At 65.0% G+C, this 26,299-nt stretch carries 26 protein-coding genes; 13 read left to right on the top strand and 13 right to left on the bottom strand.

Features of this window, described 5'->3' with window-relative positions; genetic code table 11:
• Positions 1–103 precede the first annotated feature (103 nt).
• The 3 genes from AC3ITN_RS12535 to AC3ITN_RS12525 all read left to right on the top strand — a co-directional run bounded on the left by AC3ITN_RS12535 (position 104) and on the right by AC3ITN_RS12525 (position 4,782).
• Complete coding sequence (locus tag AC3ITN_RS12535) at positions 104–1,009, top strand: LysR substrate-binding domain-containing protein (protein WP_489390710.1); 906 nt, start codon at positions 104–106, stop codon at positions 1,007–1,009.
• 299 nt (positions 1,010–1,308) lie between these two features.
• On the top strand, positions 1,309–1,959 hold the full coding sequence (locus tag AC3ITN_RS12530) for an imm11 family protein (protein ID WP_489390709.1): 651 nt from the start codon (positions 1,309–1,311) through the stop codon (positions 1,957–1,959).
• A gap of 42 nt (positions 1,960–2,001) precedes the next feature.
• Positions 2,002–4,782, top strand: a complete 2,781-nt coding sequence (locus tag AC3ITN_RS12525) for an XVIPCD domain-containing protein (RefSeq protein WP_489390708.1) — start codon at positions 2,002–2,004, stop codon at positions 4,780–4,782.
• Positions 4,783–4,863: 81 nt separating this feature from the next.
• On the opposite strand, the gene AC3ITN_RS12520 is transcribed toward AC3ITN_RS12525, so the two are convergent.
• Positions 4,864–5,757 (bottom strand): LysR family transcriptional regulator, encoded by an 894-nt coding sequence (locus tag AC3ITN_RS12520; protein WP_489390707.1) that lies wholly within the window; start codon positions 5,755–5,757, stop codon positions 4,864–4,866.
• 107 nt (positions 5,758–5,864) lie between these two features.
• On the opposite strand from AC3ITN_RS12520, the gene AC3ITN_RS12515 reads away from it, so the two are divergent.
• From AC3ITN_RS12515 to AC3ITN_RS12485, 7 genes are all read left to right on the top strand, one after another.
• Positions 5,865–6,923 (top strand): alpha/beta hydrolase, encoded by a 1,059-nt coding sequence (locus tag AC3ITN_RS12515; RefSeq protein WP_489390706.1) that lies wholly within the window; start codon positions 5,865–5,867, stop codon positions 6,921–6,923.
• Positions 6,920–8,125, top strand: a complete 1,206-nt coding sequence (locus tag AC3ITN_RS12510) for an MFS transporter (protein ID WP_489390705.1) — start codon at positions 6,920–6,922, stop codon at positions 8,123–8,125. The genes AC3ITN_RS12515 and AC3ITN_RS12510 overlap by 4 nt, the downstream gene beginning before the upstream one ends.
• Positions 8,126–8,380: 255 nt before the next feature.
• Entirely contained in the window at positions 8,381–8,749 is a 369-nt protein-coding gene (locus AC3ITN_RS12505) for a putative quinol monooxygenase (protein ID WP_489392928.1), read from the top strand.
• A 234-nt stretch (positions 8,750–8,983) separates the two neighbouring features.
• Entirely contained in the window at positions 8,984–9,895 is a 912-nt protein-coding gene (locus AC3ITN_RS12500) for a CPBP family intramembrane glutamic endopeptidase (protein WP_489390704.1), read from the top strand.
• A 604-nt stretch (positions 9,896–10,499) separates the two neighbouring features.
• A complete protein-coding gene (locus AC3ITN_RS12495; RefSeq protein ID WP_489390703.1) occupies positions 10,500–10,979 on the top strand; it encodes a nuclear transport factor 2 family protein in 480 nt (159 codons plus the stop codon).
• Between the two features lie 3 nt (positions 10,980–10,982).
• Positions 10,983–12,044, top strand: coding sequence for an LLM class flavin-dependent oxidoreductase (locus AC3ITN_RS12490; RefSeq protein WP_489390702.1), 1,062 nt, complete (start codon positions 10,983–10,985; stop codon positions 12,042–12,044).
• On the top strand, positions 12,041–12,814 hold the full coding sequence (locus tag AC3ITN_RS12485) for a hypothetical protein (RefSeq protein ID WP_489390701.1): 774 nt from the start codon (positions 12,041–12,043) through the stop codon (positions 12,812–12,814). The genes AC3ITN_RS12490 and AC3ITN_RS12485 overlap by 4 nt, the downstream gene beginning before the upstream one ends.
• On the opposite strand, the gene AC3ITN_RS12480 is transcribed toward AC3ITN_RS12485, so the two are convergent.
• Positions 12,784–13,704: a LysR family transcriptional regulator gene (locus AC3ITN_RS12480; RefSeq protein WP_489390700.1), complete on the bottom strand. Its 921-nt coding sequence runs from the start codon at positions 13,702–13,704 to the stop codon at positions 12,784–12,786. The genes AC3ITN_RS12485 and AC3ITN_RS12480 overlap by 31 nt on opposite strands.
• A 154-nt stretch (positions 13,705–13,858) precedes the next feature.
• Between AC3ITN_RS12480 and AC3ITN_RS12475 the strand changes: the two genes are divergently transcribed.
• From AC3ITN_RS12475 to AC3ITN_RS12465, 3 genes are read left to right on the top strand one after another with little or no spacing between them, the layout of a single operon-like run.
• On the top strand, positions 13,859–14,818 hold the full coding sequence (locus tag AC3ITN_RS12475) for a TIGR03571 family LLM class oxidoreductase (RefSeq protein WP_489390699.1): 960 nt from the start codon (positions 13,859–13,861) through the stop codon (positions 14,816–14,818).
• A gap of 25 nt (positions 14,819–14,843) precedes the next feature.
• Complete coding sequence (locus tag AC3ITN_RS12470) at positions 14,844–15,962, top strand: alkene reductase (RefSeq protein ID WP_489390698.1); 1,119 nt, start codon at positions 14,844–14,846, stop codon at positions 15,960–15,962.
• A 38-nt stretch (positions 15,963–16,000) separates the two neighbouring features.
• A complete protein-coding gene (locus AC3ITN_RS12465) occupies positions 16,001–17,011 on the top strand; it encodes a nuclear transport factor 2 family protein (RefSeq protein ID WP_489390697.1) in 1,011 nt (336 codons plus the stop codon).
• Between the two features lie 185 nt (positions 17,012–17,196).
• Here AC3ITN_RS12465 and AC3ITN_RS12460 read toward each other — a convergent pair whose 3' ends face one another.
• From AC3ITN_RS12460 to ccmA, 11 genes are all read right to left on the bottom strand, one after another.
• Entirely contained in the window at positions 17,197–17,808 is a 612-nt protein-coding gene (locus AC3ITN_RS12460) for a DUF1294 domain-containing protein (protein WP_489390696.1), read from the bottom strand.
• A 3-nt stretch (positions 17,809–17,811) separates the two neighbouring features.
• The gene (gene metX, locus AC3ITN_RS12455; RefSeq protein ID WP_489390695.1) at positions 17,812–18,924 is read right to left on the bottom strand and encodes a homoserine O-acetyltransferase MetX; all 1,113 of its coding nucleotides are present in this window, start codon (positions 18,922–18,924) and stop codon (positions 17,812–17,814) included.
• Between the two features lie 225 nt (positions 18,925–19,149).
• On the bottom strand, positions 19,150–20,142 hold the full coding sequence (locus tag AC3ITN_RS12450; RefSeq protein WP_489392927.1) for a tetratricopeptide repeat protein: 993 nt from the start codon (positions 20,140–20,142) through the stop codon (positions 19,150–19,152).
• Positions 20,136–20,537, bottom strand: a complete 402-nt coding sequence (locus tag AC3ITN_RS12445; protein WP_489390694.1) for a cytochrome c-type biogenesis protein — start codon at positions 20,535–20,537, stop codon at positions 20,136–20,138. Before AC3ITN_RS12445 ends, AC3ITN_RS12450 begins: the two co-directional genes overlap by 7 nt.
• Positions 20,538–20,784: 247 nt before the next feature.
• Entirely contained in the window at positions 20,785–21,396 is a 612-nt protein-coding gene (locus AC3ITN_RS12440) for a DsbE family thiol:disulfide interchange protein (protein ID WP_313346047.1), read from the bottom strand.
• A 4-nt stretch (positions 21,397–21,400) separates the two neighbouring features.
• Positions 21,401–23,320 (bottom strand): heme lyase CcmF/NrfE family subunit, encoded by a 1,920-nt coding sequence (locus AC3ITN_RS12435; protein WP_489390693.1) that lies wholly within the window; start codon positions 23,318–23,320, stop codon positions 21,401–21,403.
• Positions 23,321–23,782: a cytochrome c maturation protein CcmE gene (ccmE, locus tag AC3ITN_RS12430; RefSeq protein WP_489390692.1), complete on the bottom strand. Its 462-nt coding sequence runs from the start codon at positions 23,780–23,782 to the stop codon at positions 23,321–23,323.
• The gene (locus AC3ITN_RS12425; protein ID WP_489390691.1) at positions 23,779–23,964 is read right to left on the bottom strand and encodes a heme exporter protein CcmD; all 186 of its coding nucleotides are present in this window, start codon (positions 23,962–23,964) and stop codon (positions 23,779–23,781) included. The genes ccmE and AC3ITN_RS12425 overlap by 4 nt, the downstream gene beginning before the upstream one ends.
• Positions 23,961–24,737, bottom strand: a complete 777-nt coding sequence (gene ccmC / locus AC3ITN_RS12420; protein ID WP_489390690.1) for a heme ABC transporter permease CcmC — start codon at positions 24,735–24,737, stop codon at positions 23,961–23,963. The genes AC3ITN_RS12425 and ccmC overlap by 4 nt, the downstream gene beginning before the upstream one ends.
• 145 nt (positions 24,738–24,882) lie before the next feature.
• A complete protein-coding gene (gene ccmB, locus AC3ITN_RS12415; RefSeq protein ID WP_489390689.1) occupies positions 24,883–25,578 on the bottom strand; it encodes a heme exporter protein CcmB in 696 nt (231 codons plus the stop codon).
• Positions 25,575–26,237: a heme ABC exporter ATP-binding protein CcmA gene (gene ccmA / locus AC3ITN_RS12410; RefSeq protein WP_313346064.1), complete on the bottom strand. Its 663-nt coding sequence runs from the start codon at positions 26,235–26,237 to the stop codon at positions 25,575–25,577. Before ccmA ends, ccmB begins: the two co-directional genes overlap by 4 nt.
• Positions 26,238–26,299 lie beyond the last annotated feature (62 nt).

Below are 26,299 nucleotides of genomic sequence, written 5' to 3'. Positions count from 1 at the left end.
ACTATTTGAAAAAATGCAACAATGATCAGCCTCAAATGTGTTCTGTTGAGTGGGCGCGATTACTCCCTCACCACTCGCTCGCGTTTTCCTGGAGACGACCAGAATGGACAGATTGCAAGCTATGGAGACCTTCGTGCGCGTGATCGAGGCCGGCAGTTTCCGACAGGCCGCCGACACGCTGAATGTGCTTCCTTCGACCGTTACCCGCAGTATCAAGGAGCTGGAATCGCACCTGGGTGCTCGGCTGCTCAACCGAACAACGCGTGCCGTCAGCGCCACCGATGCGGGCCTTCGCTTCTACGACAGCTGTAAGGCGATCCTGCGAGAGTTGCAGGAGGCGGAGGCCCAGGCATCCCAACGGGCAGGGGCGCTGCGTGGCACGATCAAGATCGGTACCACCTCGTCGCTCGCCCGCCACTGCCTCATAGCCGCGATGCCGGCGTTTACGCGCCGTCACCCTCGAGTCGACCTGGAACTTCATTTATCTGACACGACGGCAGACTTGTTGCGGCAGGGCTTGGACTGCGTTATACGCACCGGCCACTTGCGCAGCTCACAGTTGGTGGCCAGGCGCATTGGCCACTTCCACTGGATTGTCTGCGGCGCCCCAGACTACCTTGCACAGCACGGATCGCCTGACAGTTTGGACGACTTGAAATCGCACGTCTCGGTGGGCTACCTCGGCGGCCACGCCGGGCGCGTGCCCCATTGGCAATTCCAGAACGGCGCACAGACCATTGGCATCGCTATGCAGGAGAGCCTGCGCGTCAACGATACAGATGCCTATGTGGACGCAGGCATCGCCGGCTTGGGCCTGATCCGGGTGGCCAGTTACATGGTGCGCGAACACATCGCCACGGGCCGACTGGTGCGCGTTCTAGAGGCCGCTCATGCCAGGCCTGAGCCGATCTCCGTGCTTTACCCGCACAGCCGGCACCTCTCTCCGGCCGTTCGTGCCTTCGTTGACTGGAGTGGTGAGGTGGTAGCTCAGGCGTCCGAGCATTGGTGAAATGGCTGACGCCTCTCCAAGGAAAGCGTCGCTGGCCGCTTTCCTTATCTTGGACGTGCGTGAAACGCAACCGATAGCACTTACGAATGCGACGATGCACGGGATTTATCGAGACATCGTGGATGTCCGCTCCTGGCCGAAAGCGGCCGCACGACATTTCGCTCGAGGTGCCGGGCAAGTTGACTGGAATTCGCGCGGGAATGCCGGTCTTCATGCCAACCTTGTCCGCAAGGCCCGCCCGAGCTACGATCAGCCGGCCCCAGCTTACTGTTCTATCCCCGCATCCATGATGGAAGCCCATGAACGAGCAGACTGCCATTCCCGTTTCGGTTGACACGGAGTCCCACCAGGGCGAGTTCTACTTTCTGGAACCCAGCCGCTGGAGCGACGGCATCGGGCACGGCCTGCAATTTGCCAACGAAGCGGCGCTCTGCCGCCCGGGTATGCGCACGGTCGATCCGCCCAACGGCGACCCTGCCCAATACCCCGAGCGCCCCCATCTGGTGCACGTACCGGCCGAAGGCGGGCTGCCGCGCGATTTCGAGGTGTACGCCAGCATCTGGATTGTTTCGCAGGCGTTGAAAGACGTGTTCGATGCGGTGGACCCGCAGGGCTTCGCGTTCGCCGCGTGTGACTTCACGTTGGCCGACGGCACTGCAGGACCGCAGTACTACCTGTGCAATGTGATTCGCGAGCTGGATGCGCTCGACGCGCCGGCCTCGCGGGTGAAAGTCAGGGTGGAGCACGACTTCATCACCGAACAGGACGTCCGGTTCTACAGTATTGCCGGCGGTGCTTCGCTGGTATTCAAGAAAACGGTGGTGTGCGGCGCGCACATATTCCGCCAGCCCAACAGCGGGTTCGACCCCATTTGTGACCGGGTGATGTTCGACGCCCTCAGCCACGCCGCGTTGGACGGTGTACGACTGCGGGACGCTTCAGCGCTGTAAGCCACCCACCCCTGAAATGGACTTCTGAGCGGGAGTTGACCGATGCCTGATACACCGGTTTTCCGTGGACACCACATCTTCGAGCAGGCCGCGTTCAAGGAGAGCCGGCTGCTTCAGGAACTGGCCAAGCGCGGCCTGTTCGACCTGCACGGTGAAGGCAATATCCTCAATCTGCCGGTCGACAAGGCATTGGCGGCAAAGATGGGCATTTCGCCGCATGGCGGCGGTCCGTTGGCCGGCTACTCCGACGAACTGGCCACCCTGCTCAAGGACCTGGAGAACACCCCGGACGGCAAGGCCACGCTGGGCGAACTGGGCACACCGCAGCAACAGGCGGCGGCTGCCGAGCGCATGGGCGCGCGCGTAGCGAACCTCGACCACACCCTGCGCGCCGGTCTGGTGAACGGTGACCTGGTCACCAACGCGCCGGAGGGCATGTCAACGGATGTGGCCAACGCCAAAGTTCGCCGATTCTTTGGCGACGTGGATGCCTACGAGCGCGCGCACGCCGAGCAGATCAACGAATTCAAGGCCATGAAGCCGGACGAACTGCGCTGGCGTGCGGTTACCCAGTCCGAAGCGAACGTCAACCTGGCACTGGAAGCGATCAACAAGCCCAACGCGTCCGCGCTCAGCCCGCGCTGGGGCGGTCATTCATCGCTGGGCAGCGCGATCGAAGAGGCCAACCAGGCCGGCCGCCTGCCGCTCACCGAGAACACCGCCGCGAGCGCCCGCAACGCCTTCACCTTTGAAAAGCCGCTGACCATCACGCGGCCTGCGCCCACGCCCGGCGCTGGGGTCAGCCCTGCGGAAGTGGCCGGTCATGGCACAAGACCCGGCGCCAGCGCAGCGGAACTGGCCGGCACGGCGGGCAGGGCAGGGGCAACCGAAGGCGCGGCCAGCGAGGCGGTGGCCGTGGCCGCGCGCACGCGCATCAGCGGCGCCGGCATGCTGACCGCAGCCGGTGTTGCCGCGCTGGCGGTGGACTTTGCGGTAACCGGCCACCGCGTGGCCGAGTTGCGCACGCAGGGTAACCAGGCGGGGGCGGACTCGGCGACCACCCACTTCGTGGGACGCACCACCGGCGGTATCGCCGGCGGCGTCGGCGCGGGTTTCATATATGGACTGATTGCCGGCTCCGAAACCGGCCCGGGTGCCTTGGTCACCGGGCTGGTGGGTGGCGTGGTGGGTGGGTTCGCAGGGGAGTACTGGGCGCAGCAGGAAGACAAGAAGACCGTTTACACCCAGGTGGACCGGAGCGGCAACGAATGGAGCCGTGACCCGGAAAAGCCCGACAGCGCCTGGACACGCACGGTCACTGCGCCCACGCCCGAAGGTGGCGTACGTGAGATGCGGATGGTCGCCGGCGGCCGGCTGGTGGACGAGCTGAACTACAAATCGGCCAACGATGCTTATTCGTTGGGCATGGCCAACCTGCCCGAACCAAAGGACCCGTTCCGCATCGATGCCAGCGGAGGACGCACCCCACCGCCGGAGCCGTTTGAAACCAGCCGCCACTACGTGCGCAACCCGCAGAATGGCGAATGGAATCTCTCCATCCATGAAGTGATTGATGGCCGCATTCCGATCGACCGCGCGGTGGCGGTAAGCCCGGAGCAATCGGTGCAGCTGGAAGTGGAATCACTGCGCATCACGGCCCAGAACGCGGCCAACACGCCCGAGGCGCTCGCCGCCCGCTACCAGGTGGCGTATGAGCAATATGCCTGGCGCGACTTCGCCAGCATTGAGCCCGTCCCCGAGGTGATCCGCAACGCCCAGACCGAGCTGCAGCCGTTGATGGCCTCGGATGGTCACGCCTATACGCGGGGAGATGATGGGACGTGGACCACCCCTGGCATGCTCTACGGCACCAACACCGCCGACGCAAACGTACAGGAAGAGCTGAACCGCACGCGCCAGAGCCAGCGATCGGGCGTGGATGAACTCGCCACCATGGCCCAGATTGCCCGCGACAATCCCACCCCCACCGAGTTGGGCCTGCGCGGCCTGGTGACCTCGGCCTATGGCGCCGCCGGTGTTGCCCGCACGCCCGAACAGATCGACGCCGCCGTGGACGCGGTGACCCAGGACCATGCACGCGACATGCCCGAGCGCATGCCGTATTCCCTGCAGGTGCGGAAGGATGGTGCGTTGGTCACCCTGGCCGGCAAGGACGACGAGCGGATGGAGATCAAATCCATCACCACGCCGGACGAGATGGCACAGGCGCACACCCGCCGCGCGACAGTCCAGGAGGCGCAGCCGCCGACCACCGTGACGCCCGCTGCCCCCGGCACGCCTGCGCCCGCACCCAGCGCGCCGGCGCCGCATGGCACTGCACCTGCCACGCAGGACAAGGCCGACGTTGATCGCCGACACAGCATGGGCCCACGCCCGGAAGACGCCGGCCTGGTGGAGCAGTTGCGCTCCTCTGTGGCCAAGCTGGATGAAAAGCACAACAAGCCGTGGGACCAGAGCAGCGAACGCCTGCTGGCAAGCGCCTACCGTACTGCGGCCGACGCAGGCTTCAAGGCCGGCGACAAGGTGGACATGGCGTTGAATGAAGCCACCGAAACACGTGCTGCCGGCAGCGTTCTGTTTGTGTTGCGGTCCGGGCCAGGTGCGTCGGCGGACCCGGCGGCGAACCGGGCGCATATGTCGATGCAGGAGGCGTTGGCGGCTGCGCCCGAGCAGCAGTATGCGGCTGCCAGCCAGAGCCGGACGGCGCAGCAGCAGGATCGTGCGCAGGACTTCGCGCAGGTGCAGGCTCAGGACCAGCAGCAGCGGGAAGATCAGGCGCGCCAGGGGCCGAGGATGGCTTGATGCCCCCGCGCACGGATTTCCACCACTGGCGAAGCTCCCGAGGCTGTCGCCGGCGTGATCTTCAGTAAGCCCGTCTTGTTTCTACTGGTCCTGCTTCAGCCAAGCGACCAGCGCCGTAAACGCAGGCGAGGGCTGTCGGCGGTTGGGGTAGTAAAGGTGGTAGCCGGGGAAGGGCAAGCACCATTTGTCCAGCACGGCCACAAGTCTGCCTTGCGCGAGGTGCTCGGCCACCATCGGCTCGGGCGCATATGCCAGGCCCAGCCCGTCGATGGCGGCATTGATGACGTGGGTCATGCTGTTGAAGACCAGTGGGCCTTCGCCGCGCACGGTGAACTCCTTGCCTTTCTCTTCGAACTCCCAGGCGTAAATGGCACCGTTAGGGCGATGCCGGATGTGCACGCAACGGTGTTGCATGATGTCGGCGGGCTTCCTCGGTTTCGGATGCGTCTCGAAGTAATCAGGAGATGCGACCACGACCAGGCGCCAATCAGGTCCCACCCTGACCGCGATCATGTCCTTGCTGAGCGCCTCGCCCAGCCGGATGCCGGCGTCGAAGCGTTGCTCCACCACATTGGTGAACCCGTAGTCGACGTAGAACTCAAGCGTGATATCCGGGTACTCGGCCACGAAACCGGCAAGCCGTGGACGGATGATGGTCTCCATGGAATCGTCCGTGCACGAGATCCGCAAGGTTCCGGCCGGGCGGTCGCGCAGATCTCCCAGTGCCTCGACGCTGGCGCCGATGGCGTCGAAGTGCGGTGCGATGGAGCGCATCAGCCGCTCGCCCGCTTCAGTAGGGGAGACATTGCGCGTGGTCCGGGCCAGCAGGCGGATGCCCAGGCGTTCTTCCAGCAGCCGCATGGAGTGACTGAGGGCAGAGGGCGTTACACCGAGGCGGGCGGCCGCCTTGGTGAAGCTCTGCTCCTGTGCCACGACCAGGAAGGATTGCAGGTCATTGGTCTTCACGGCGCTCATGGGTCAATTGTGAGCTGAATTCAGTAATGCATCAACGTTAAACCGGCTTATCGTGGGTGCGGCTGGCGACTATCGTGGCGACCTTGATCTCCCGAGGCCGTCCGCACATGAAACCGACCCCGTTGCTGTTGGCGCTGCTTACCAGCCTCTTCCTGCCGTTGCCCGCCCTGGCCGCTGACACGCCGGCGGCAGCCCGTCAGACCGGCGCCGACAACTTCTACCGCAGCCCCACGGTCACCGGCGAGCGCGTCAGCTTCCGAAACCAGTACCAGCTGGAAGTGGTGGGCACGCTGTACCGTCCTCAAGGCTTGGCGCGCGGTACCCGAGCACCCGCCGTGGTGGTCGGCCACCCGATGGGCGCAGTGAAGGAGCAGAGCTCGCAGCTATATGCACAGAAACTGGCCGAGCAGGGTTTCGTTACGCTGGCGATCGATCTTTCCTTCTGGGGAGAGAGCGCCGGTAAACCCCGGCACCTGGTGGCGCCGGAAATCTATTCGGACGACATCAGTGCAGCCGTGGACTTCCTGAGCACGCAGGCCTTTGTAGACCCGGACCGGATCGGCGGCCTGGGTATCTGCGGCAGCGGCAGCTTTGTGATCAGCGCCGCCAAGATCGACCCGCGCATCCGGGCCATTGCCACGGTGAGCATGTACGACATGGGGGCGGCGGCACGGCAAGGGCTGAACAACGGGCAGTCGCTGGAGCAGCGCAAGACGGTGATCCAGTCGGCAATCGACCAACGCCTGGTCGAGTTCAAGGGTGGGGCGTCAGTGTTCGTGCCCGGCACGGTGAACGAAATCGATGCTGATACTCCTGCGATACAACGTGAGTTCTTCGACTTCTACCGCACCCCGCGCGGCGCCTATACGCCAAAGGGCGACAACGCTGAGCTGACGACCCAGCCGCTCTTCAGCAGCTTGGTCAAATTCATGAATTTCCATCCCTTCAACGACATTGAGACCATCTCGCCGCGGCCGATGCTGTTTATCTCTGGCGACGCCGCACATTCACGCGAGTTCAGCGAAGACGCGTACCGAAGGGCCGGTCAGCCAAAGGAACTCTTCTGGGTGAAGGATGCTGGTCATGTCGATCTGTATGACCGTACCAACCTGATTCCTTTCGACAAGCTGACCACGTTCTTCCAGCGCGGCTTGGCGGGACAATGAGCCGCACCGACGCTACTGCAGGTCGCGCCAATTGGGGTGGCGTGCTCGCAATGACGCTGTGCGTCTTCGCATTGATCGCCTCTGAATTCATGCCAGTGAGCCTGCTCACTCCGTTGGCGGCAGATCTGGGTGTGACCGAAGGGCTTGCCGGCTACGGGATTGCCATCTCGGGTGCGTTTGCGGTGCTGACCAGCCTGTCGATCTCGCGGTTGGCCGGCACCATTGACCGGAGAACGTTGCTTCTGACCCTCACCGCGTTGATGGCGGTGTCTGGCCTGGTGGTGGCGTTGGCCCCCAACTATCCGGTCTACATGGTGGGCCGTGCGCTGATCGGCGTGGTGATCGGTGGGTTCTGGTCGCTGTCTGCGGCGACGGCCATGCGGCTGGTGCCGGCTGCGAAGGTTCCGCGTGCCTTGGCGATATTCAACAGCGGCAACGCGCTTGCAACGGTAGTTGCGGCGCCACTGGGCAGCTACCTGGGCAGCATCATTGGATGGCGCGGTGCTTTCCTCTGTCTTCTGCCGGTGGCTGCCGTAGCCATGGCATGGCAGTGGGTTTGTCTGCCTTCCATGGCCGCGGAGAGCAGGCAGTCACAAGACGGGTTGGTTGCGCTGTTCCGGCGGCGCGTGGTGGCGTTAGGCATGATTGCCTGCGGTGCGTTCTTCATGGGGCAGTTTGCGCTGTTCACCTATGTGCGACCGTTCCTGGAGCGGGTGACCAGTGCAGGAGACGCTGCTGTTCCGCTGGTGCTGCTGGCCATCGGCGTCAGCGGCTTCGTGGGCACGCTTGCCATCGGCGCATTCATCAGGCGCGGGCTCTACCGCACGCTGGTGACCATTCCAGCTTTGATGGCGCTGATTGCAATGGCATTGATTCCGCTGGGACCGCATCTGTGGCCAACCGCCGCACTGCTCTCGGCATGGGGCCTGCTGGCCACGGCCGCACCGGTGGGCTGGTGGAGCTGGCTGGCGCGCACTTTCACCGACAACGCAGAGGCCGGCGGCGGGCTGATGGTAGCGGTGGTGCAGTGCTCCATCGCGCTGGGCTCTACCGTCGGCGGACTGCTGTTCGACAGCCTCGGCTTTGCCAGTACGTTCCTGGCCAGTGCTGGCCTGTTGCTGTTTGCGGCGCTGCTCGCCTATGTCACGGCGGCCGATGCCGCACCCACGTCCGGGCCGGCGGTCGCCGTGGAGTCCCGGTAGACGTCCGCATTGCGTCCGACCTCCGGTCCGGGACAGATGGCTTTCGCACACGAAGGAGCAGCTATGAACGTCAATTCAAACCGGGTTTGTACAACCGAACTGGACGCCCGGATGTTCTCGAAGCCCGCTTCAGCCTGGAGGCTGCCGAACGTGTCCGCGTTGGTATTCAACGCCAGCTCGAGGCTCGGCAGGAATGATGTTCCGGAAAACGCTGCGCCGAGTGGCACGCGCACATTGGAGGGTTGATTGAAGAAGATGCTCATCGCAACCTTGATCGGCATGGCTGCATGCGCCTTCAGTGTTGGAGCTGAAGAAGTGCAGATGACAAGGCTGTCAAAGATCACCGTGAACCCGGACCATTTGTCCGCCTATCGAGACGCCCTGGCTGAAGAGGTTCGCGCCTCAATGGAGCGTGAGCCAGGCGTGCTGTCGCTGTACGCCGTCTTCGACAAAGACGAACCGACCAGACTGACGATTCTTGAAATATATGCAAGTCGGCAGGCATACGAACAGCATGTGAAGAGCGCGCATTTCCTCAAGTACAAGAACTCGACGCTGCACATGGTCAAGTCCCTGGAGCTGGTTGATGTTGACCCTCTTCTGCCGGAGCTGAAGATCAAGTAGCAGTGCAGCTTGGCTGCGCGGACGTGTGATCCGCCAAGTGCTCTCTTTCACTTACGGCATACCGCCGTCAGTACGTCGGCCCGGCAGCGGACACCACGGGCGACGACTCAGCGCCATTTCGTCGGCGACCCGGGTGATTCATCGGCGGCTTCTGTGGCTTGGTCGCAAACGGGTTGCCACGCCCCCGCGCGGATGGCAACTTGCAGCGGCGATCACGCCGTCCTGGAATCCCGCATGACTCCCGTTGCCCTGTATTCGCCCGATCCGGCCCGCGGCTGGCTGCCCTGGGCCTGGCTGACGCCGATCCTGATGATCCTGTTCAACGCGGTACCGATGATCGCGCTGGACGGATGGATGCAGTCGCAGCATTGGTCGACGCCGCGCGGCGATCCGATCGGCCTCGCTGGCGTGTATGCGCTGCTGTGGATCGGCTTCGCGCCGACGCTGGCGGCCGTGCTCGCCTGGGTACGCTTCGTCGAAGGGCGCTCGCTGGCGAGTATCGGGCTGACCGGTCCGGCGCCGCTGAAAACCTTCCTGCGCGGAATGGCCGTTGGATTCGGTACGATCGCGCTGGTCGTAGTCGCGATCTGGATGGCTGGCGGCATGCAGGCGGCGGGTTTGGGGCAGGCCTGGCGGTCGCCCGTCAGTCTGCTGCACATCGGTCTGCTGCTATTGAGTTTCATGTTCCAGGCGAGCGTGGAGGAAGTCATCTTCCGCGGCTGGATGCTGTCGGTGGTGGCGCGCAAGACCAATGTCGCGGTGGCAGTGCTGCTGGTGTCGCTCGCTTTCTGCTTCCTGCATTACAGTCCGCACCAGCCGCCCCGGGTCATGCTCGGCACGTTCCTGTTCTCGCTGTTCGCCTGCGCCTGGGCGCTGCGGACCGGCAATATCTGGGGCGTGATGGGCTGGCACGCGGGGTGGAACTGGTTGCTCGCGACCGGCTTCGAACTGCCCGTCACCGGCATCGATACGCACTTGCCGGCGCTGCTGGTGGCGCTGCGCCCGCAAGGCCTCGACACCCTGACCGGTGGCGCGCAAGGGCCGGAAGGCAGTTACCTGTGCAGCGTCTTCTTCGTCGCCGCGATCGCGTGGATCCAGTGGCGAAAGACGCGCGGAGCTCAGAACTTCTCGCCGACCAGCAGGTAACGCCACTGCCCGGGCGGCATCCCCCCGTCCGGGCCCTTGCCGATCGGATGCTGGTTCGCGCCGTACTGGCGACGACCAAGCAATGGAGCGTCTGCTAGCGCTCGGTGGGCCGATCGACGCTCCGCTCGGGGCTTCTCGGTATCGACCGACCCGCGGCCGGGCCCTCGCTAATCGAGAAGGCCTTGCGTCTGCGGCGGACGCGCCAGATCGCTCCACTCACCGCGCGCGTCGCCCTCGAAACGGAGGTTGCTGCGAAGCTGCAGACGGATACCGGCTGGAACTGAGACTGCCTTTGCTGAAGTGTCAACAAAGGGTGATCTGGCTTCCTCTATAAAGCTCGACCAGGCCCACCTTCGGCTTACGTTTCGCGACGACTGCTCCTGGCCGATAGCAGACATCGGCCGGGACAAGGTTTCGGCACGAGTGCCTGATGTCATCAGGCAACCCGCGAATCGTGGGCGCCGAGCTGATGAGCTACCGCTTTTGAGTGGGCGATTTGATCCCTGGGTTCCCAGGTGAATGGATCTAATGCCCGATTATCCGGCGCCAAGGCAAGACTAAAGTGGAGTCCTGCTACGGCACTGGCCAATCGAGGACATCGACCATGAACACCGAACTTGCATCACTCCTGGACAAGGAAGCAATCAAGGACCTCCGGATCCTTTACGCCCATTGCCTGGACAGCAACAACATCCAGGCGATGGACCAGGTCTTCACTGACGACGCGGTGGTGGAAGTCACCGTTGGGAAGATGGAAGGCATTGATGCCATCCGCGCTGGCCTCGGCGATGCGTTCAAGCTCTTTGATCGTGATCGTCGGGGCAGCTATCCCTTCATGCACGCGATCGTCAATCACTCGGTGCGTCTGACCGGGCCGGATACGGCCGAAGGTCGGTGCTATCTGATCGACTTTGAAACCGCCAGTAAGTCAGACCCCAATCCGCTGCTTCTGCTTGGCCTCTATGCAGACGAATACAAGCGCATTGGTGGACAGTGGCGCATCGCCCGTACCCGCTTGGAAGTTGTCTGGCCGGAACGGCCCGACGGTGGCGAAACGCATGCCCTCGACGTCATGGAGGGCTGAGGTATGCAAGGTTCATTGAAGCTGAGCATCCTGGACTACTCGCCCGTCGACGAAGCCCTCTCCGCGACCGAAGCGCTTGCGGCCACGGTGCGCCTTGCTCAGTCGGCCGAGGCCAATGGCTATCATCGATACTGGGTATCTGAACACCATGGCGCCCAAGCGACCGCAAGCAACTCTCCCGAAATATTGATGTCCCGGATTGCCTCGGCGACCGGGACGATACGGGTAGGATCCGGCGGGGTGCTGTTGCCCAACTACAGCAGCCTGAAGATTGCCGAGAACTATCAGCTCCTTGAGGCGCTTTTCCCGGACCGGGTCGACCTGGGGTTCGGCCGCGCACCAGGCGCAGACCAGCGCACCAACAGAGCGCTTAACGATGAGAGAACGGAATCCATTCCCTACCCCCAGAAAGTTGCGGACCTTCTGGGCTTCATAACGGGCCGGCATCCTCCCACTTCCCGCTATTACGGCATGCAGGCCCAGCCCGAGACCTGCCACAAACCTCAACCCTTCGTGCTTGGTGCATCGGGCGCGACAGCCGATATTGCGGCGCAGGCGGGATTGGGCTTCACCTTCGCGCATTTCATCAATCCCGGCAGCACTGGGGCGCATGCGGCCAACGCGTATCGCGCTGCCTTCAGACCCGGCGAGTTCGCCGCAGCGCCGTCCGTCATCGTTGCCGTATTTGTGGCGGTCGGCAGGACGGAGGAAGAAGCGGAAGCGTACGCCGACGCCTTCCAGCTGTGGCTCACCTATGCAGAGAGTGCAAGGCCCTTCGACCGCATTCCCACAGTTGAGTCCACGCGCAAGCATCAATGGGCGCCGGAAGAGCGTGCTGTCCGCTCGCGAAATCGTGGCAGGTTGATCTCGGGCACGCCGTCGCAGGTCGTTGCCCAGCTCCGCGCGCTGGCCGCTGCTTATGAAACGGATGAAGTGATGGTGAACTTCATGATGCCGGGTGAGGAGGCAAGGCAGTACGCGCTCGAGTCCATCAGCAAGGCCAACGACGCCATTTCCGGAGGGACGATGGGTGGACCGACAATCAAAAAGGTGATGCCTGCATGAGCGCAATGATCTCGCCAGGCCCAGCGCCAATGGGTCTTCGGCATCACATGGCACTTCATTTGGCACACCGCTGGTTCGCCTTTCTGGAAGCAGCCGGGGGCAATCTGGATGCACACCTCGAGATATTCCATCCCGATGTCCAGCTGTCCGGTCGCCGTGGTGGCCATGTGTTTGCCGATGGCCGCGAAAACCTCGTGCGCTGGTTCGCTTCGATCCCTGAAGAGGTCAGCTCGCACCATATTGTCCACTCAAGCTTTGTCGAGGTTGGCGGTGGGGTCGGGCAACTGTCCATGGTGGTGGCCTACCAGGCACCAGCGCCAGACGGAATGCATGGGTCGATCATCAGTTACCAGACGCGCGTGGAGTTCACCCCAAAGGGGGCACGCTTCCTGTCGCTGGACAAGACGCCGGTTCTGCCAAACACGCGGCATGGGTATCAGACCTCCTGGGCGGTCAACCGGGTGCTGGCGCGGCTGCACGCGGAACTGGCAAGCCCTGACCCTGTCGATTCCCGGCTTCGCCAGGCGCTGGGCACCGCGATTTCTGAAGTGAACGTAGTGGTCGTCGCCCCCGAAGGCGCCCGCGACTACCAGGCCGTGGTTGCGGTGGTGGGTATAGAGCCGAACGGTGTTCGGGTGGTCACTCTGGCCCTGTCCGATGATGTGAAGTCCAGCATGCCGACCATCACGCATGTGGAGATATGCGCCACCGGACCGAACCTCCCTGAAGATGCCTTGCGTCAAGGTACAAATCCGGAACGCGGCATCTGAGCGAGTGAGGTGAGGCGATCAACAATTGCCCTCACCTTCGGCTGCACGTAGTGGGACTTGGGCCATACCGCATGGATGGGCATCTCTTCACCGGCATGGTCATCAAGCAGGGAAACCAGCAGCCCCTCAGCGATGGCCTGCCCGACCAGCCAAGTGGGCATCTGCATGATCCCGCAGCCAGCCAGTCCTGCCTGCAGCATCGCTTCGCCGTCGCTGAACTCATGGCGGGGTTCGACCTCCAGCCGCATCGGTTTGCCATCCTTGCCCTTCAGCAGCCACGGTACCTTGGGCCCTCGTCTGGGGCCGGTAATGCAGTCCTGTTGCAGGATGTCCTGCGGCGATTCAATCCGGCCATGGCATGCGACATAGTCCGGGGTGGCACAGATAACCAGTCGCTGGGTGCCCAGCCGCCTCGCCACGAGGTTGTAGTCACTAGCCAATGCCCCGATCCGTACGGCGAGATCGAACTGCTCCTCAACGAGGTCAACGGTTCGCTCGGAGAACGATACGGTGAGATCCAGACGTGGGTACTCAACAGCCATGGCAAGAAGCGAAGAGAGGATGTGCCGCCGCCCGAAGGCCGCAGGCAACTCGATCCTGACGCGGCCTTGGGGCGCGGTGTCCTTGGGCGAGAGTCCCGCCTCGACGTCGTCCAGCTGGCTGATGATGCCGCGACAGGTCGACAGGTAGGCTTCACCTTCCGGGGTCAAGGTCAGTCGCCGGGTGGTGCGGTGGAACAGCTTGAGTCCTACCCGGGCTTCCAGCCGCGTCACGGCTTTGGCAACGCCAGAGGGGCTCATGTCCAATTCCTCTCCGGCCGCGGTAAAGCTGCCATGCCGAGCGGAAGAGACAAAAGCTTCTATGCCTGAGAAACGCTCACCATCGGACATTGATGACTCCCGGGATCAAAAGATCGTCTTGAAACTACGATTATCTTCGATTGAACCATAAATAGACTGTGGCCTTTCCATTCAGGCCAGTCACATGCCAGCCACCGATTCCAGGACCGAGCCCACAGGACCGATATCCGTCCAGCAGTCGTCCATGGGGCGCGTGTTTCGGCCCGACAGCCTCACTGTCGGGCTGATCCTCCCCCTGGAAACCCACCCCGGCGCACCGTGGCCCACGATGGCGGACCATCTGGCCATGGCAGTAAGGGCAGAGTCCCTGGGATTCTCCGCGCTGTGGCTGCGGGACATCCCGTTCTACGACCCGCGCTACGGCGATGCAGGGCAGATCTACGAACCCATGGTGTACATGGCCGCGCTGGCGGCAGCAACCCGGACCATTGCGCTCGGCACCGCAGGCATCGTTCTGCCCCTTCGCGATCCAAAGTTGCTTGCAAGGCAGGCCACTTCGGTCGACCAGCTCTCCAACGGGCGACTGCTGCTCGGTCTCTCGTCGGGGGACCGGCCGGCGGAGTATCCGCTGTTCGACGTCGATTTCGAGAGTCGCGGTGAACGGTTTCGGGATGCATTCGAGGTACTCCGGACGGTGACGGACCAGGACTTTCCAGAGTTCAGCTCACCCCGGTTCGGAAAATCCAGCGGCGAGTTCGATCTGCTGCCCAAATCAGTCGACAAGGCGTTGCCTCTGCTCGGAATCGGCCGGGCTCAGCAATCCACCGACTGGCTCGCGGAGCACGTTGACGCACTGATCGTGCCCGCGCCGCACCCGTCCGAGCTGCCCGCGCTCTCCCAGGACTGGAACGCACGGGCTGCGCGCGTCAACCACCCGGGCATCCGCAGGCCTCTTGGCGTGGCGGGTTTCCTTGACCTGGTAGAGGAAGCCAATCATCCCCTGCAGAAGATCCGAGGTGGCTTCAGAACGGGGCGGGCCGGGTTGGCCACCCTGCTTGAAGCCATCGCAGCGTCGGGTATCGAGCACGTTGCATTGAATCCGAAGATCAGCCGCCGGCCCTACGCCGAGCTCATGGCGGAGATGGCCGAGCTCGTATTCCCGTTCGTGCCTGGGCTCGATCGCGGCGACCACCTCAGCCTCTGACATACCTTCTTCCCTGGAGCAAACCATGCCAACGCTATTTGATCCGATCAATCTTGCCGGACTCCGCCTTCCCAATCGCATCGTAATGGCGCCCATGACCCGCGCCCGCGCACGCTCAGGCGTCCCGGATGGGGAGACTGCGCTCTACTACCAGCAACGCGCATCTGCTGGACTCATCATCAGCGAGGGCATACCTGTGTCCAAGGAGGGGACGGGATTCCTGTTCATTCCAGGTCTTTACACGGACGAACAGCAGGCAGGCTGGGGTGGCGTCACGCGTGCGGTGCATGAAGCGGGAGGTCGGATTTTTGCCCAACTCTGGCATGTCGGCCGCATGTCGCATCAATCACTCCAACCCCATGGCGGAAAGCCAGTGTCTTCGGTGGCGCGCGCCGCAGCGGGCGCTTCAGCCTATGGATGGTTGGAGGCTGACGTAGCAGGGATGGTGCCCGCCGATACACCACGTGCGCTCGAGGCAGCGGAGATCCCTCGCCTGGTTGCCGACTTCCGGCGCGCAGCCCGGCGTGCGATGGATGCCGGCTTCGATGGCGTGGAGCTTCATGCCGCCAATGCTTACCTGTTCGAGCAATTCATCAATGGAGAACTCAATACCCGGGCCGACGCATATGGCGGATCCATCGAGAACCGCATCCGCTTGCTCCTCGAGACCATTGATGCCATGAGCGAAGAGATTGGGAGCAGCAGCATCGGTGTCCGTATCACGCCATTCGGCCGTATGTCCGACATGAAGGGATTCGCCGACGAGGCCGACACGTGGCTCGCAGTCGCCCATGCCTTGAACCGCCGTGGGCTGGCCTATCTCCATTGCAGCGACAGGGACGGCATGGCCGACACCTCGGTGCCACGTGAATTTGCGTCTGCGTTCAGGAGCGCTTACCAGGGCACGCTGGTTTCTGCAGGTGGATTTACCTTGGAGGGCGCACAAGCGGCGGTGCAGAGCACAACCCTGGACATGGTTGCGTTCGGGCGTCCTTTCATCTCCAACCCTGACTTTGTCGAGCGGATGCGCAATGGATGGCCCTTGGAGGAGGCCGACCGAGCCACCTTCTACGGCCCGCACGGAGCGAAGGGCTACACCGACTACACCCGCTACACGGAGCCTGCACTCTGCGACGAAGGGTGATGCCTTGAGCAGCGGATCCCAAACGACTGGTCGATGCGGTGATCAGCGAGATGGGCGGCTCGTACACCGCCCCTTTCATCAATAGGACACGGACGATGGATAACGCGCGAGCTGAGCTGCAGGGCGCAATTGAGGCATTCTTCTTGGCATGGGCATCCAACGACTGGTCGGCAATGGCGACGTTGATCGGCTCAGGCACCGTGTTGCTCAGCGGCCAACACGGAGACGCAAAGGGTTTTGAGGGCATCACCACGGTCTTGGGTACCGACACCTCCCCGCTCCCGCTGCACATCCGCACTTCGAACCACTACGTAGGTGCCTTGGGCTCCAAGGCAGTGGCCAGTGCCTACGCGGTGGGTCGACGCTCCGGAATGCAGGTTCCCTTCCTGTTCGGTGCCACAGTGGTGTTCGAATGCTCCAAGGTGGATGATGTTTGGTCGTTCACCGAGATACGTGTATCGGTCAACTGGTATCGAGGTTCGAGCCGTGACGTCCAGCATTGGAAGCACGTGCCTGATGGGGCCGGGTGGAAGCTCGGTGATGAGCCGCCGACGCTGGTAAGTGAGCTCGACTCACCTTGGGCCAAGCTTCCTCATTCGGCGCTTCCTCTATCAGCGGAGCAAGGGCTTCGCGAGCTCTACAGCAAATATTCGTTTGCGATTGACCAAGGAGACATGGCCTTGCTTGCAGACAGCTTTGCGATCGATGTGCGTGGCGGCTTCTCACCCATGGGGCAGCTGAAAGGGCGCCACGCGGTAATAGGGCAGCTCAAGAGCTTTCGACGCCACTGGCCTTGGATGCAGCACTTTGCCGACGTGCTTCTGGTTGAGGTGGATCCTGGTGAACGACGTGGACGGATGATCGTGGCACGCATCATTCCCGAACGCCAGGACGAGCCAGGCATCGGACCAGTGTACGGCGCGCACTATCAAATCGAAGCTGTCCTGGAGACGGACGGAAAGTGGCGAATTCAGTGGACTGACTATCGACCAGGCTGGTTCGCGCCAACGCAGCTACCAGGATTCGAGATCGGAACGAGCGAAGCATGATATTGTCCCAGTGACCTGATAGGCGCGCCGCATAGCCTGACACGCCCAGAGCTGCTGTCCCACCGTGAGCGCTCTCATCAAAGGGCGCTTCTCGGCTCGACTCAAACTTTTGGTCACTGCATATGGCTGCTTTTGGCCGAAAGCAGACATTTGACATCCAGGCGTAATCTTCGCCGGGCATCCGGCTACGTGGTCGCCAGTCCACCGGAAGCAATCCACACAAGCCCCGCCAGATTGACCACGACCACCACCCAGAACGTGACCTGGAACGAGACCTTGCGGTTCTTGTGCCGCAGCGTCGCCTGCGCGATCAAGGCTCCCGGCCAACCGCCGAACAGGGCCAGCATCTGCAGCACGTTCTCCGGCGTGCGCTGCCGGTCACGCCTAGCCGCCGTCTTGTCTTGCCAATAGGCTAGGTAGGTCACGCCGCTGAGACCGAGGTACATCGCTGGCACCCACGGCGGCAGGAATCCGCCAAACATCGCCGCGACCACGCCGGCGAGGAACACCACCGCTATCGGCGTACGGGGCAGTCGATCCGGTCCGTGGCCGGTGCTCTTGCTTGCCGTGCGGCGCGCACCATTGTGTTGCAACGCGAAACGCACGCCAACCGCGTTGAGCCGGCCCCGCGCGTCGGGCTTCACCTCGTAGGTGATCACATCGCCCAGCGCCGGCCGCCGGTCGCGCGCGGTGAACGCGCGGATATGCACGAAGCAACGCTCGCCACCGCCATTGGGCTGCACGAAGCCGAAGCCGCGCGCGTCATCCCATTCGCTGAGCTTTCCCTGCTGCCGCATGGATCAGAGCGCCTCGAGGAAGCTGCGCACCGCCGGCCCGAACCGGTCGAAGTCGACCAGGAACGCATCGTGCCCCTGCGGCGAATCCAGGCCGATGAACTGCGCCTCGGCGCCACCGGCACGCAGGCCGTCGGCGATCTGCTGCTGTTGCTGCACCGGGAACAGGATGTCGGTGTTGGCGCCGATGGCCAAGGCCTTGGCCACCTTGATCTTCGCCAGCCCGGCGAGCACGTCGCCGTCGGCGTATTCGGCCAGGTCGAACCAGTCCATGGAGCGGCTGAGGTAGAGGTAGCAGTTCGGATCGAAGAAGCGCACGAAGCGGCGTGCGTGGCCTTCGAGGTAGCTTTCCACCTGGAACTCCAGGCCGAACGGGTCGTCGTCGGCCTGGTCCGAGTCCAGCCTTACGCGGCCGAAGCGGCCATCCCATTCCAGGGCGGAGCGGTAGGTGATGACGCCCAGCTTGCGCGCCATGCGCATGCCCGATTCGGGGTACTGGTCGTCCACGTAGTTGCCCGCGTTCCACTGCGGATCGAGGCGGATGGCTTCGCGCTGCAGCGAGCGGATGGCGATGGAGAACGGCAACGCCTGCGCGCTGCCGGAAATGTTGATGTGGCTGCGTGCGATGCCCGGGTGGAGCAGCAGCACGGCGAGCGCGGTCATGCCGCCCATGGAGTTGCCGACCACGCACGCCAGCTGCTGTATGCCCAGCGCATGCACGACGTCCACGGCGGCGCGTGCGCCGTCTTCGATGGACAGTTCGGGGAAGCGCAGGCGGTACAGTTCGCCGGTGGCCGGGTCGATGGTGGCCGGGCCGGTGGAGCCCTTGCAGCTGCCCAGCGAGTTCACGCACACCACGAACCAGCGGTCGGTATCGATCGGCTTGCCCGGGCCCACCATCCCCGCCCACCAGCCCGGGGCCGGGTTGTCAGTGTTGGCGGCGGCATGCGCGTCGGGCGACAGGCCGGTGACGATCAGGATGGCGTTGCTGGCGTCGGCGTTCAGGGTGCCCCAGGTTTCGTAGGCCACGTGCGCGCCATGCAGCTGGCCGCCGCGCTTGAATGCGAACGGTGAGGGCAGGGCGTGGTAGCGGGTGCCGGGGGGGATGAATTCGGTCATGGGGGCATTCTAAACGGGCGCGGTGGCGGTGCTGTGGTGATGGGCGGCATGGTGTATCGCGGTGGGGGTTTGGTTACCGGCGTAGAGCCACGCCCTGCGTGGCTGGTCCACGTTCGGGCGCCGCGCAGCCACGCAGGGCGTGGCTCTACGTTTGGGCGCCGCGCAGCCACGCAGGGCGTGGCTCTACGGGTGTTCCAACACCCCGAAGACACGCATGGCATGTCGTTACAGGGTCAGGTCTACCGTGGCTTTGTGCGGGAGCTTTACGGTTAGCGCCGGGGAATCGATGTCGCCCTGCTGGCGGTTTGCCTGGCCGCTGGCCGAGATTCTGGCGAAGATCTCTACCTGGTCCAGCGAGGACAGCTTCGCGGTTGGCATGGGGCTGTCGCTATCGTCCAGGGTGATCTGCAGCGGCAGGTCTGCCAGCCGGTGCTTTTCGACCGCGACCGGCATCGGCGGGCCGCCGGGCATGCGGGCGATGACGAATACCGTGGCGTCAGCGGGGAGCTTGGATCTGTCGATGCCTGGACCCAGTGTCACCGACACATTCACTGCCGTCGCCGAAGCGGCGGCAGAAGCCGCAGCCGGTGGTTCCCCGGCCTTCGCCCGTGCAATCGCAATCTGCTCGCGCAACGCAGTGGCCGCCGCCGGCTCCAGCCGCGGCAGCAGCGCTTCCCACGTGGCTGCCGCCTCTGCATCCTGCCCGCGCTGGCGCTGTGCAATGCCGATCAGCCAGCCGGCGCGCTCGCTGGCCGGGTCCACCTGCTGTGCGTGGCGCAGCCACTGCAGCGCGGTGTCGTCGAAGTGTTTGGCGGCATCGCCTTCGGCGCGCGCCTGCGCGGCTTCCACCAGCAACGGGGCCTCGTCCGGCGCAAGTGCGACGGCGCGGGTGAAGGCCTGGTTGGCCTTGTCGATGTTGCCCAAGGCCAGTTCCGAACGGCCCAGCAGCGCCCAGCCATCGGCGCGTTGTGGCTCGCGCGCCAGCGCCTGTTCAAGGTCGCGCACGCCGTCACGCAGGCTTGTGGGGTCCTCGCGTGCGGCATCGACCGCCTCTGGTGTACCTATGAGGGAATAGAGGGAAAAACCAACGACGCCGATTGCCACGCACGCCCCGATAAACGGCAGGCGGCGGCTGTGGCCCCGCAGCGGCCACAAGACCACCAGCGCTACCAGCGTCGCGGCTACAGCAGCCACGGTGGGTATCCACCCGCTCACCAGCGCTCCTCGCTGTCGCCCATCGGCTGCACCTGGCGGCTGCGTCGGCGCACCACCCATACCAGCACCCCGGCACCGCCGAGTACCAGCGCCAGTGGTCCGAACCAGAGCAGGCTGTTGCGCGTGTCCATCAAGGGGCGGTAAAGCACGAATTCGCCGTAACGATCCACCAGGAACTGTTTGATCTGCGCATCGCTTTTACCCTGCTGCATCAGCGCGAGCACTTCGCGGCGCAGGTCGTGCGCGATCTGCGCGTTGGAATCGGCCAGCGACTGGTTCTGGCACTGCACGCAGCGCAGTTCGGCGGCCAGCGCATGGAAGCGGGCTTCCTCGGCGGCATCGCGGTACTGCAGTGGGGTGGGGTCGGAGACAGCCTGCGCCAGCGCGAGCGAGGGCATGAAAAACAAGGCAACCGCCAACAACGCAACGAACAGGCCGAATCGTCCCGGGGTGGCACGCCCGCGCCGGGCCGGCGTTGCTGGCCGCACGACCAACGGTCGTGCGCGACCGGTCGGTTGCGCACAACGGTTTCCAGCCGGACCGACCAATGGCGCAGAACGGTCCCCCGTCGGACCGACCCATCGCGCAGAACGGGTCCCAGCCGGTAGCGCACGACCGTTGGTCGTGCGGCCCCCGGTCCCGGACTCAGTTCGCCGGCGGCGGCGTAGTACGCGGTTGTGCATTGGCACGCTCCAGCTTCTCCAGTTCCGGCAGCAGTTTCGTATCGATCACGCGCTGGCTTAGCGCGCCGCTGTACTTCCACCGCACCACGCCGCTGGCATCCACCAGGAAGGTCTCCGGTGCGGCGGTCACGCCCCAATCAATCGCCGTGCGCCCTTCAATATCGGTGAGCACCAGCACGAACGGATTGCCCAGCTGTTCCAGCCAGCGCAGCGCGTCGGCCGGTTCGTCCTTCCAGTTGTAGCCGATCACGCGCACGCGCTTGGTTTCGGCGAACCGGGTCAGGATCGGGTGTTCCTCGCGGCAGGCCGCGCACCAGCTGCCCCACACGTTGAGCACATACGGTGCGCCGCGCAGCTGGTTGCTGCTGACCTTGATGGTGGGGTCATGCAGCACCGGCAGTTCGAAGGCGGGCGCAGGCTTGCCGATCAGCGCGGAGGGCAGGATGTCGCGGTCCGGCGCACCGGATTTCATCACCCCGTACACCATCAGCCCGAGCAGCCCGAAGAAGAACAGCACGCCGATGACGATGGCCACGGGGGGCAGGGGGCGCGAGGCGGGGCGGGGATCGGACATGGAGCTACTCCTGGAAACGGCGGAAACGACGGTCGGCGGCGGTAACGAAGCCGCCGAGGGCCATCAGCAATGCGCCCAGCCAGACCCAGCGGACGAAGGGTTTGACGTGCACGCGCACCGCCCACGCATTGTTGCCCAGCGGCTCGCCCAGTGCCACGTACACATCGCCGCGCACGCGGGCGAGGATGCCCGCTTCGGTCATCATCTGGCCGCCGCTTGCGTAGGCGCGCTTTTCCGGGTGCAGCAGGGCCAGCTCGCGGCCGCCGTGCAGCACCCGCACATGACCGCGGTCGGACACGTAATTGGGTCCCTGTTGATGGTCAACGCCCTCAAAGCGCAGGGTGTAGCCGCTCACCTCCAGTGTCTGGCCCGGGGTGAGCGCCACTTCACGCTGCACGTTCAGGGCTTCCACCAGCAGCGCGCCAACCAGGAACACGGCCACGCCGGTATGGGCCAGCAGCATGCCCACCATTTCCGCGTTGAAGCGGCCGTTGCCGCGCAGGCGCGTCCACACAAAGCGCGCGGTGCCCAGTGCGACCCATACGGCAGCGGTGACGCCGGCGGCGGCCTTCAGCTTGCCCTGCGGCGCCATGAACCAGGCGATCACGCCCAGCAGCAGCGCCAGCACCGCCCACGGCGCCAGCATGGCCACGCGCCGCGAGGCCTGGTCGCGCTGCCAGTTCACCAGCGGTCCGAACGGCAGCAGCGCCACCAGCGGCGCCATCAACACGATGAACAGCGTGCCGAAGTAGGGCGGCCCCACCGAGACCTTGCCCAGCCCCAGCGCGTCGGCCAGCAGCGGGTACAGGGTGCCCAGCAGCACCATGGCGCAGGCGCTGGCCAGCAGCAGGTTGTTGGCCAGCAGCAGGGTCTCGCGCGAGGTGGCCATGAAGCCGCGACGCGGATCGTCGCTGCCCAGCGCGCCGGCGCGCAGCACATACAGCAGCAGCGCCGCACCGACCACCAGTGCGAGGAACGCCAGGATGAAGGCGCCGCGCGACGGATCGGCCGCAAACGAATGCACGCTGGTCAGCACGCCGGAGCGGACCAGGAAAGCCCCGAGCAGCGACAGCGCGAAGGCGGCAATGGCCAGCAGCAGCGTCCAGCTGGCGAAGCTGCCGCGTTTTTCGGTCACGGCCTGCGAGTGGATCAGCGCCGCACCCGCCAGCCACGGCATGAAACTGGCGTTCTCCACCGGGTCCCAGAACCACCAGCCGCCCCAGCCCAGCTCGTAGTACGCCCACCAGCTGCCCAGTGCGATGCCCAGGGTGAGAAAGCCCCATGCGACATTGGTCCACGGCCGGGTCCAGCGCAGCCAGCGCGCATCCACGGCGCCATCGAGCAGCGCGGCAATGGCGAACGCGAACGGCACCGCGAAGCCGACGTAGCCGATGTACAGCATCGGCGGGTGGATGATCAGCCCGGGGTCCTGCAGCAGCGGATTGAGGTCGCGACCTTCCAGCGGGGCCGGGAGCAGCCGCGCGAACGGATTGGAGGTGAACAGCAGGAAGGCGATGAAGCCCAGGCTGATGATGCCCATCACGCCCAGCACCCGCGCACGCACCGTGTCGGGCAGGCGCTTGGACCATAGCGCCACCGCGCCGCCCCACAGCGCCAGCACCAGCACCCACAGCAGCAGCGAGCCCTCGTGCGCGCCCCACACCGCCGAGTAGCGGTAGGCCAGCGGCAACAGCGTGTTGGAGTTCTCGGCCACGTAGCGCACCGAGAAGTCCTGCTGCACGAAGGCAACGGTCAGCAGAACAAACGCACCGACCAGCAGGGCCAGCTGCGCGAACGCGGCCGGGCGCGCCACCGCCATCCACGGCGACCGCTGGCGCTGCGCGCCCCACAGCGGCAGCACCGCCTGCAGCAGGGCAGCCAGCAGCGCACAGACCAGCAGAACCTGCCCCAGCTCAGGCAGCACTCAGCGTGCCTCCACGGCGGGCACCGGCACATCGTGCTTGCGGTGCGCCTGGCCCATCTTGTCGGCCACTTCCTTGGGCACGTAATTCTCGTCGTGCTTGGCCAGCACTTCATCGGCGACGAAGGTGCCGTTCTGCAGCCGCCCGCTGGCGACCACGGCGGTGCCTTCGGCAAACATGTCCGGCAGGATCCGCGAGGTGGTGACGGGCAGCGTGGCGTCGCCGTCGGTGACGACGAAATGTGCGTCCAGCGAGCCCTCGGCGCGCTGGAACGAACCCTTCACCACCATGCCGCCGAGGCGGAAATTGGATTGGGTGCCGTGGTCGCCGCGCAGCACTTCGGCGGGAGTGTACAGGTAGGCGATATTGCGCTGCAGGGCGAAGGCCACCAGCGTGGTGGCCAGGCCGGAGGCGAGCAGCACCAGCAGCACCCACACCAGCCGGCGGCGCTGGACCGGGGTCATCGGCTCAGCTCCGTGGCCAGCGGGGCGGCGGGCCGGGTCTTGTCGCGCGCCTGCAGCCGGTGCTGGCGCTGCAGGGCCAGGCGGCGTGCCGCGCGCAGGCGCAGGTGCGTGCCCAGTGCATCGGCAGCGAGGACCACGACGAACACCGCGTAGGCGGCGATGATGAAGGGCAGGTGGGTCATCGCGGCAGGTCCTCCAGCGGCGGTGCAGCGGGGCTGCCGAAGCGCTCGGCAACCCAGGCCTTGCCGGCGTCGCGGGTCAGGTTGTCGGCGCGGGCCTTGCCCAGCAGCGAACCGACGAACCACAGTTTGGTGGCGATCACCATCCACCACAGCGGCGCGATCAGTTCGGGGCGAATGGCGCTGTCGCCGAACATGCTGATCGACTGGCGCTGGTGCAGGCCGCCCCACCAGTCCACCGAGTAGCGGATGACCGGCAGCAGGCCGACGCCGACGATGGCCAGCAGCCCGGCGGCGCGCGCGGCGCTGCGCCGGTCTTCGATGGCGTGGTACAGGCCGATCACGCCCAGGTAGAGGAACAGCAGGATGAGTTCGCTGGTCATGCGCGGGTCCCAATCCCACCAGGTGCCCCAGGTGCCCTTGCCCCAGATGCTGCCGGTGAGCAGGGTGATCAGGGTGAAGCCGGCACCCATGGGCGCGCAGGCCATGGCCAGGATCTCGCAGACCTTGATCCGCCAGACCAGCGCGATGACCGCGTAGAAGGCCATCAGCGCGAACACGAACAGGCTCATCCACGCGCTGGGCACGTGGATGTAGATGATGCGGAAGGCGTCGTTCTGGTTCTGCTCCGGCGGCACCACGAACAGGCCCTGCCACAGGCCGATCAGCAGCACGGGCACGGCGGCCAGGTAGAACACGCGCGACCAGCGCGCAGCGAAGCGATCGAAGGTGGGCGGCGAACCGAGTTGGTGGAACCAGCGGACGAGGCTATTCATGCAGCGATGGCTATCCAGCTAGGGGCAACGAACAAACTAGAACAATCCCGGCGTAGTGACACGCCATGCGTGTCATCGAGAACGAATCCGGCCGTAATGACACGCCATGCGTGTCAAAACCGGCCCAGCGAACAAGAGGCGTACCTCAACTCAACGAAATCCGTATGGCAGCGGCCGTCGCCAGCGGCGCCAACACCAGCGCCACCACCAATCCCGCTCCCAGCAGCAGCAATGCTCCCACCGGATCCTGCCCGCGCGCCGCAGCGGCCACGCTGCCTGCACCGAACACCAGCACCGGTACATACAGCGGCAACGCCAGCAACGCCACGAGAATACCAGAGCGCCGGATGCTCACCGTCAGGGCCGCCACCACGCCGCCGATCAGGCTGAGCAGCGGCGTCCCCAGCAGCAACGATGCCAGCAACATCGGCAGTTGGTCATGTGGCAGATGCAGCATTTCCGCCAGCAGCGGGCTTATCACGATCATCGGCAGGGCGGTGGTGGCCCAGTGCACCAGCACCCGCACCAGCACCAGCCACGCCAGCGGGACCGGCGCGAGCAGCCACTGTTCCAGCGACCCGTCCTCGGCATCGCTGCGGAACAGGGTGTCGAGCGCGAGCTGGCCGGCCAGCAGCACCGCCAGCCACAGCACGGCGGCGGCCACCTTGGCCATCAGCGGCGGATCGCGGCCCAGCGCCAGGGCGAACAGCACCACCACCAGCAGGGCGAACAGCAGCGGCTGCAGCGCATCGCCGCGGCGCCGCCAGAGCAGGCGCAGGTCGCGCCCGGCCAGGGCGCGGGCGGTCTGCCAGAGGCCCGGTTGGGTACCCGGGGCTATCATGCGGGTTCTCCGGCGATGGGCGCGGTGGCCGACAGGCTGATCACCCGCGTACGCACCGGCGGCGCGGCATACGCACCGTGGGTGGTGACGAGCGCGGCACCGCCGCTGCGCAGATGCGCGGAAATCATGCGGTTCACGAGGTTGATGCCGTCCAGGTCCAGGTTGGCGTAGGGCTCGTCCAGCAACCACAGGGGCGCGGGCGACAGCCAGATGCGCGCCAGTGCCAGCCGCCGCTTCTGGCCGGCCGACAGCTGCCGCACCAGGGTGTCTTCGTACCCGGCCAGGCCGACGATCGCCAGCGCATTGCCAGGCATCTGGCGCGCCCGCCGGCCGTGCAGGCCGCACAGGAAGTTCAGGTTCTCCAGCGTGTCCAGGTCCGGCTTCAGGGCCGGCAGGTGGCTGAGGTAGGCCACGAACTGGGCGCGCTCGCGCTGCCCGGCCGGTCGCCCGTCAATCTGGATCTGGCCGCTGCCCGGGCGCGACAGGCCCGCCAGCACCCGCAGCAGCGTGGTCTTGCCGGCACCGTTGTCGCCCTGTACCAGCAGCGCTTCGCCGGCATCCACATGCAGGTCCAGCGGCCCGAACACCGGTTCATCGTTGCGACTGAAGGCCAGGCCGTGTGCGGCCAGCAACGGAGGGGTGTTCGTAGAATTCAGCATCGGCGCAGTGTACCGGTGCAGCCGGCCGGAAGGTTGGCCACATCTGCCCGTCACGCCCGGGG

The organism is Stenotrophomonas sp. KH_036_B, from assembly GCF_057839485.1.
The sequence above is the reverse complement of the archived record's forward strand: the minus strand, read 5'-3'. Positions and strand labels throughout refer to the sequence as shown.

Coding starts and splice junctions, on each gene's coding strand:
- AC3ITN_RS12470 (WP_489390698.1), top strand. CDS start 14,844: ATGCCAACGCTATTTGATCCGATCAATCTTGCCGGACTCCGCCTTCCC.
- AC3ITN_RS12485 (WP_489390701.1), top strand. CDS start 12,041: ATGAGCGCAATGATCTCGCCAGGCCCAGCGCCAATGGGTCTTCGGCAT.
- ccmC (WP_489390690.1), bottom strand. CDS start 24,737: ATGAATAGCCTCGTCCGCTGGTTCCACCAACTCGGTTCGCCGCCCACC.
- AC3ITN_RS12445 (WP_489390694.1), bottom strand. CDS start 20,537: ATGCCCTCGCTCGCGCTGGCGCAGGCTGTCTCCGACCCCACCCCACTG.
- AC3ITN_RS12530 (WP_489390709.1), top strand. CDS start 1,309: ATGAACGAGCAGACTGCCATTCCCGTTTCGGTTGACACGGAGTCCCAC.
- AC3ITN_RS12480 (WP_489390700.1), bottom strand. CDS start 13,704: ATGTCCGATGGTGAGCGTTTCTCAGGCATAGAAGCTTTTGTCTCTTCC.
- AC3ITN_RS12500 (WP_489390704.1), top strand. CDS start 8,984: ATGACTCCCGTTGCCCTGTATTCGCCCGATCCGGCCCGCGGCTGGCTG.
- ccmA (WP_313346064.1), bottom strand. CDS start 26,237: ATGCTGAATTCTACGAACACCCCTCCGTTGCTGGCCGCACACGGCCTG.
- AC3ITN_RS12510 (WP_489390705.1), top strand. CDS start 6,920: ATGAGCCGCACCGACGCTACTGCAGGTCGCGCCAATTGGGGTGGCGTG.
- AC3ITN_RS12525 (WP_489390708.1), top strand. CDS start 2,002: ATGCCTGATACACCGGTTTTCCGTGGACACCACATCTTCGAGCAGGCC.
- ccmB (WP_489390689.1), bottom strand. CDS start 25,578: ATGATAGCCCCGGGTACCCAACCGGGCCTCTGGCAGACCGCCCGCGCC.
- metX (WP_489390695.1), bottom strand. CDS start 18,924: ATGACCGAATTCATCCCCCCCGGCACCCGCTACCACGCCCTGCCCTCA.
- AC3ITN_RS12460 (WP_489390696.1), bottom strand. CDS start 17,808: ATGCGGCAGCAGGGAAAGCTCAGCGAATGGGATGACGCGCGCGGCTTC.
- AC3ITN_RS12535 (WP_489390710.1), top strand. CDS start 104: ATGGACAGATTGCAAGCTATGGAGACCTTCGTGCGCGTGATCGAGGCC.
- ccmE (WP_489390692.1), bottom strand. CDS start 23,782: ATGACCCCGGTCCAGCGCCGCCGGCTGGTGTGGGTGCTGCTGGTGCTG.
- AC3ITN_RS12475 (WP_489390699.1), top strand. CDS start 13,859: ATGGGGCGCGTGTTTCGGCCCGACAGCCTCACTGTCGGGCTGATCCTC.
- AC3ITN_RS12505 (WP_489392928.1), top strand. CDS start 8,381: ATGCTCATCGCAACCTTGATCGGCATGGCTGCATGCGCCTTCAGTGTT.
- AC3ITN_RS12440 (WP_313346047.1), bottom strand. CDS start 21,396: ATGTCCGATCCCCGCCCCGCCTCGCGCCCCCTGCCCCCCGTGGCCATC.
- AC3ITN_RS12515 (WP_489390706.1), top strand. CDS start 5,865: ATGAAACCGACCCCGTTGCTGTTGGCGCTGCTTACCAGCCTCTTCCTG.
- AC3ITN_RS12490 (WP_489390702.1), top strand. CDS start 10,983: ATGCAAGGTTCATTGAAGCTGAGCATCCTGGACTACTCGCCCGTCGAC.
- AC3ITN_RS12520 (WP_489390707.1), bottom strand. CDS start 5,757: ATGAGCGCCGTGAAGACCAATGACCTGCAATCCTTCCTGGTCGTGGCA.
- AC3ITN_RS12495 (WP_489390703.1), top strand. CDS start 10,500: ATGAACACCGAACTTGCATCACTCCTGGACAAGGAAGCAATCAAGGAC.
- AC3ITN_RS12425 (WP_489390691.1), bottom strand. CDS start 23,964: ATGACCCACCTGCCCTTCATCATCGCCGCCTACGCGGTGTTCGTCGTG.